This window comes from Algoriphagus sp. NF, assembly GCF_028823735.1.
GTDB classification, from domain to species: Bacteria; Bacteroidota; Bacteroidia; order Cytophagales; family Cyclobacteriaceae; genus Algoriphagus; species Algoriphagus marincola.
Genome location: NZ_JAPEIB010000069.1, coordinates 1 through 5,442 on the forward strand (window position 1 = coordinate 1; position 5,442 = coordinate 5,442).

Annotated in this window: 6 protein-coding genes and 1 pseudogene; 2 read left to right on the forward strand and 5 right to left on the reverse strand. The window is 38.6% G+C overall.

Annotated features, from left to right (window positions below; translation table 11 throughout):
• Nucleotides 1–657 (forward strand): annotated as a pseudogene (locus OU792_RS18080) (hypothetical protein); the annotation flags it as partial.
• Nucleotides 658–932: 275 nt separating this feature from the next.
• Here the strand turns inward: OU792_RS18080 and OU792_RS18085 are convergent.
• Both OU792_RS18085 and OU792_RS18090 read right to left on the reverse strand, forming a co-directional pair.
• Nucleotides 933–2,060, reverse strand: coding sequence for an ATP-binding protein (locus OU792_RS18085; RefSeq protein ID WP_274670982.1), 1,128 nt, complete (start codon nucleotides 2,058–2,060; stop codon nucleotides 933–935).
• Between the two features lie 526 nt (nucleotides 2,061–2,586).
• Nucleotides 2,587–2,868, reverse strand: coding sequence for a DUF427 domain-containing protein (locus OU792_RS18090; RefSeq protein ID WP_274670983.1), 282 nt, complete (start codon nucleotides 2,866–2,868; stop codon nucleotides 2,587–2,589).
• Between the two features lie 436 nt (nucleotides 2,869–3,304).
• On the opposite strand from OU792_RS18090, the gene OU792_RS18095 reads away from it, so the two are divergent.
• Nucleotides 3,305–3,868, forward strand: coding sequence for a hypothetical protein (locus OU792_RS18095; protein WP_134199695.1), 564 nt, complete (start codon nucleotides 3,305–3,307; stop codon nucleotides 3,866–3,868).
• 61 nt (nucleotides 3,869–3,929) lie between these two features.
• Here OU792_RS18095 and OU792_RS18100 read toward each other — a convergent pair whose 3' ends face one another.
• The 3 genes from OU792_RS18100 to OU792_RS18110 form a co-directional block, all read right to left on the reverse strand.
• Nucleotides 3,930–4,178, reverse strand: a complete 249-nt coding sequence (locus OU792_RS18100) for a DUF7218 family protein (RefSeq protein WP_274670984.1) — start codon at nucleotides 4,176–4,178, stop codon at nucleotides 3,930–3,932.
• Between the two features lie 327 nt (nucleotides 4,179–4,505).
• Nucleotides 4,506–5,090, reverse strand: a complete 585-nt coding sequence (locus OU792_RS18105; RefSeq protein WP_274670985.1) for a flavodoxin family protein — start codon at nucleotides 5,088–5,090, stop codon at nucleotides 4,506–4,508.
• A gap of 52 nt (nucleotides 5,091–5,142) precedes the next feature.
• Nucleotides 5,143–5,442, reverse strand: a 300-nt coding sequence (locus OU792_RS18110; protein ID WP_274670986.1) for a type II toxin-antitoxin system VapC family toxin, incomplete at its 5' end; no start/stop codon positions are given.

Here is a 5,442-nt window from a genome sequence, read left to right on the forward strand (position 1 = left end):
TTTCTCTTTCTCATTCAGTATTTATTTGTAAATCAAGGTAATCTCCACGCCCTATCTAAGGACCTTGGTAAGCCGCACGAAGATGGCTTTATTTTGACAACCCAGATCTTCAAACTAGATCCAAAGTTGGAGATTATGGATAGTATTGTGTTTAGGAAAAAGATTTCCAAGAAAGGAACAATCGCAGGATATGCATTTAAGCATTTTTACTCTGACGATTTAGATGGACAATACTTTTATCTACCGGAATTGACTTCAGAAGGTTTTCTACGTGATACCTTGTACCAAATGAATGAAAAAAAGTTTCTTCCTTTTGCCAAATTAGCCTTTGACATTCCAATTTCTATAGATAAGCGGGGGTTCCAATCCGGTTTACTTCTCAATGTTTTTAAATCCAAGTCCTATGTTTTTGCTGAATTTGACGTAGATTTTGTCCGTCATATTTTCTTTTATAATATCAATTCCAAAAAGGGATTTACAGTGAAAGAAGGTTTTACACTAGAAAGTGGCAAAAAAGTAACCTTACGGCCTCTGGATCCATCAAATGATAGGTATTACTATATCGAGGAATCAGAGTTTCAGGATGCCAAAACAGAGGAGAAAAATCCAATAATTGGAATTGTAGAACTTAAGAAAAACTTGGTGTGCTGTGAATGAAAAGAACATGGTTGATGGGAAGTAGGAGAACTTAAGATAGTGACAAATGCCAGAGGTGCTTCCTTTCTTAAATCAAATTTTCTTTACCGCAGCATAGCATCAAACGGTTCAGCAAGCTAACAGTAAATTTTCAGTTCAAAGGGCTTATGATGTATATTGATTCTGTTTTGAATATTGGCGAAAGTTTTGCGCGGGGGATGGAAGCAGCCTATTGAAGCGTAGTGATACGGTTCACTTGAGAGAAGAGTATTTGATTATTTATCCTGACTCTTACATCACTCCACAAACTCTCTAAAGTTATTTTGGGAAATTACTTGAAAGTCAGCTGGGTAGGTTTCTAAAAATACAGATGGCTTTTTGACTTTGGCATTGGGGTTCCATTTAAATTCAAAGGCTGAAATCCGCCCACCTGCTTCCTCCAAGTAATCAATTTCTTGCTGTTGCTTTGTTCGCCAAAAGAATGAATTTGCATAGGCCGAATGGTAATGATTTCGCTTCATTCGCTCGGTGATCAAAAAATTTTCCCACAAGGCTCCGATATCATTTCGAAATTCGAAAGGGTTGAAGTTTTGAATCAACGCATTTCGGATTCCATTATCGTAAAAATAGATTTTCCGGGTTGTCTTTATTTCATTTCTAAGATTTCTGCTGAAGGAATGAAGTGGGAAAATGATGCAGCTGAGCTCCAATAGTCGGATATAGCTCGAAACCGTGTTTTTATCTACTCCGGTCAACTGTGCCAATTCATTGTAGCTGACTTCAGAACCTATTTGGAAGGCAAGTGCTTGAAGGATTTTTTCCAAGACCTCAGGTTTTTTGATAGAGGCAAATGAAAGAATATCCTTAAATAGATAACTCTGCGTGATTTCATTCAGAATATCCCGCTCTTCTCCGGGGTGATTGATGACATCCGGATAGTAGCCATAAATCAAGCGATTTTCCAAATCCCGCAACGCATCCAAATACCCTACCGATTGCTCATATTCTTCATAAGAAATGGGGAAAAGAAAGTATTCGAACTTTCTGCCTGTGAGGGGCTCATGGGTATTGTTTCGAAGTTCAAAGGCAGAAGAACCACTCAGAATCAATTGTACATCTTTGAATTGATCGTGAATAATCTTGGCCGTAATACCAATATTTTCGATTCGTTGAGCTTCGTCAATAAAGACAATTTTGGCATTGCCAAGCAGGTTTTCGATTTGCTTGGTATTGGGATTAGTTAATTGCTGTCTAACCAAAGGATCATCCCCATCCAGAAACAAAAACTCCCGATCTTTCAATATCTCACGAATCAGTGTCGTTTTGCCGACTTGCCGCGCTCCAATCAGGACGATAGTCTTGCCTTTGAAAAGCTTATCAGAAATCTTTTTATGAAGTATTCTACGGATGGTGTTTTTATTCATTCACCAAAAGTAAGGTGTTTTGGTGAATTGATTCACTGAAAAGCATGACTTTCAGTGAATATAATGCTGCCTACCTTGGAAAACATCAAGGCAAGCTGATCCCGTAGTAGTTTGATTCAGTTTCTCGATGGGTGAAATTTGAAAAATCGGAGGGCTGTTGTCAAGCTGATCTCTCTGAAATAAAATCAGGGGATTTCTGAAAACACTGGGAAAGAAAATGGCTAATGAAAGGTCGGTAAGACGACTGAGATGGCATCATTCAAAGTAGCAAGTATCTTATTTTCCCCAGTAAATATTTACTGAAAATTAGAAATATCTTACTAGGTATTGGCTAAATAAGCAAATAATGCAGGGTCTAATGATTAGAGATACCATTCTGAAATCTTAAACAAAACTAATAAATAAAAAATTTAAGCTTGGATATACTCCGACTCAGCACCAATGAAATCTTGGAAAGATTCAGATGAAGAAGATTTCACACGATACGGCATTTTTGAATTGAAATAGTTTTATCAGATCACTCTCTTTACTCCACCACCTTCACCCCTTTCCAAAAGGCCACCCTACCTTTGATCTCAGAGGCTGCTGGCTTCGGGTCAGGATAGTACCAGGCCGCATCTTTATTTAGCTCCCCGCCTACTTCTAGGCTATAGTAGGACGCTTGTCCTTTCCAGGGACAGGAGCTCTGGGTCTCTGAAGGTTTTAGAAAGTCAGATTTTACCGAATCGATAGGGAAGTAATGATTCCCCTCCACTACGACCGTATCATTGGATTCTGCGATTACTTGGTTGTTCCAGATGGCTTGCATATTGTGCTTTTTTAAGTAAAACAACTCCCGAAGTAAAAAAGATTGAAAAATTTTTTATTCGATACAATCGATTGCGAAATATGGATATAGGTAATTGATGTAATGACATGATTTTGAAATACTGATTATTACAAAATTTTATTTCTCATTATGTAATAAAAACAGATCAGAAAAGACTTCGCAATCGATAGCGACAAAAAATTATTGTATTTTCAATAATTCAGTTTAAAAATTAACGAATATCAAAAAATAATATATTTTCATTGAAACATTTTCATTTTTAACACCGTTTGGTACCTTTGTAATGTCATTCGAAAGCAATTCGAACCGAACCCCATCAGACCCGATGGATAAAGTAACCCAAAATATCCCCCTTGAATGGGAAAGCCATTCCTGGGTTACATTCAAACTAGAACCTATTAAACCAATTATTAAAATGAAAAAATTAATGACCATGCTTTTTGTTGCCGGGATGGCAACAGGAGCCTTTGCCGCAGGAGCGGAAAAATCAGTAGAGATTATTCACTCTGCAACAGCTAAAGTAACAGTAGCTATGACGGAAGCGCCCAGCAGCACCGTCATTGTCAAAATCAAGGATGCTGAAAACAGACTGGTTTTGAGAGATCGAATTACCAAATCAGAAGCTTTCGCAAAGCGCTACGACCTAAATGCCCTACCAAAGGGAACTTACTCTGTCGAAGTGACCGATGAGAGCGGAATATTGCGTACGACTACCTTCCAAAACTTCGTTACCGAAAAGCCATCTGTGTATTCAAGAGTATCCAAAGTGGAAGACAACAAATACCGCTTGCTAGTCAGCAACTTGGCCGACAGTGCCTTTACGGTATCAATTTATGATGGAGACAACTTGATCCACAGCGAGAAAGTAAGTGATGCACAAGGTCTCCACAAGATTTATAATATCGAGCAACCTAGCGCCGCTATCAGCTTCCGAGTGACTACAGAAGGTGGATTTGACAAGTATCTTTCTGCCCTTTAAGAAAAAGTGAACCAACTATATTGCAAAAACCCCGCTCTGGGTCTGAGGCGGGGTTATTTTTTTACCCTTTCCGAAGAGCCTCGATCAACTCTTTTTTATTCATGCTACTTCTTCCCTCGATACCGATAGATTGAGCCTGCTCGTAAAGGTCCTCTTTGGTTCTTTCTTCATAGGGTTTTGCTTTACCGCCTTTTTTACCAGAATCCTCCGTATTGGCTATTCGGGCAGCCTTTTCCTGACTCATCCCCTTGTCGCGGAGTGCTTGATATTGTTCCTCATTCTTGATGCTCGGTCGCTTTTCTTTAGCCATGATATTTCTTTTTGATACTAGTATTCCAACTGACTGAAAGCAATTTCGTTCGTTTCCATGATTGATATAAGGTTTTGGAATTGATCAAAGGATACTTCAATTCAGTCCTATAAAAAATCAGGTAAGAATAAAATGGTAAAAGTTTCTAGTAAAATTTTACTAAGAATTCAGGACTTCTCGGCCGTTAAAAATGCTTTATCTAAATACTATTTCTAGATAATGCTTTTTTCAGAAAGCATATTTTGAAAAGCTTTTCCTACAAAGCATAGAGTCCTTAGCTAAGACTCCTGAAAAAAGCTAAAGCAGTATTATTATTCCATTAAAAACTCAACGAAAACGCAGCACCGTCTCCGCTACTCTTTTTCCTAAAGCTTCGCCTTTTTTCAGAAAAATCGGATCCAATTCTCCCTTCAAATCGAAAGGCCCCTCTCCCGTGATGGCCGAAGCACCAAAGGCAGATTCTACTGTATCTCCACCAACCAAAATCATCCCATGAATCAGCATGCTATGCATCAAATTCAGCATCACAAGCTCCTCTCCGATAGACATGCCTCCTCCTGTACTGAACACCGCGCCAATTTTATCTTTCAGAGGTCTTCCCTCAAACGGCCAAGAATTGATAAACTCCTGCACTGAAGGGGCGATATTGGCATTGTAAACAGGTGATCCGAGGATGATGGCATCTGCTGACAGTACCTGTGATGATTTGACTTGATCAACCGAGAGAATCAATACTTCCACTCCGGCTACCTGCTGAGCCCCTTTTGCAATACTTTGAGCCAATACCTCCGTATTGCCGCTATCTGAATAATACGCGATCAATATGTTGGAAGACTTTTGGGAAAAAGCATTTTCCTGTCTAACAAAAAATAGCAGTAATAACAAAATGATGATTGAATACGCACTTCTCATAAAGTATCATTTATTCCTTTGAAAATCACGCTTCTATAGATCATATCCTCCGTTACCAAATAATCTTCAAACTTGTATCCTCGTGTTGTTTTACAAGTTCATCATTCGAAATGAGATCTAAGCCATTATTTATAGCTTGCCAGATTAGCATCCGGTCAAAAGGGTCACGATGATGGCTAGTTTGTAATTGATAGAAAGTGGCAGATTCTTTTGCATTGAGATCAAGGAAGTAATGATCAAAATACTTTTTAAATCCCTCTAAAAGCGAAGAAGGAGTATGAGTCCCTAGATTCAATTTCCCCGTTTGATACTTGATGCTGATCTCCCAGAAACTTACAGCACTAAGAAAAAT

Excerpts from the sequence above, each read along its gene's own strand:
- OU792_RS18085 (WP_274670982.1), bottom strand. The coding sequence starts at position 2,060 with ATGAATAAAAACACCATCCGTAGAATACTTCATAAAAAGATTTCTGAT.
- OU792_RS18090 (WP_274670983.1), bottom strand. The coding sequence starts at position 2,868 with ATGCAAGCCATCTGGAACAACCAAGTAATCGCAGAATCCAATGATACG.
- OU792_RS18095 (WP_134199695.1), top strand. The coding sequence starts at position 3,305 with ATGAAAAAATTAATGACCATGCTTTTTGTTGCCGGGATGGCAACAGGA.
- OU792_RS18100 (WP_274670984.1), bottom strand. The coding sequence starts at position 4,178 with ATGGCTAAAGAAAAGCGACCGAGCATCAAGAATGAGGAACAATATCAA.
- OU792_RS18105 (WP_274670985.1), bottom strand. The coding sequence starts at position 5,090 with ATGAGAAGTGCGTATTCAATCATCATTTTGTTATTACTGCTATTTTTT.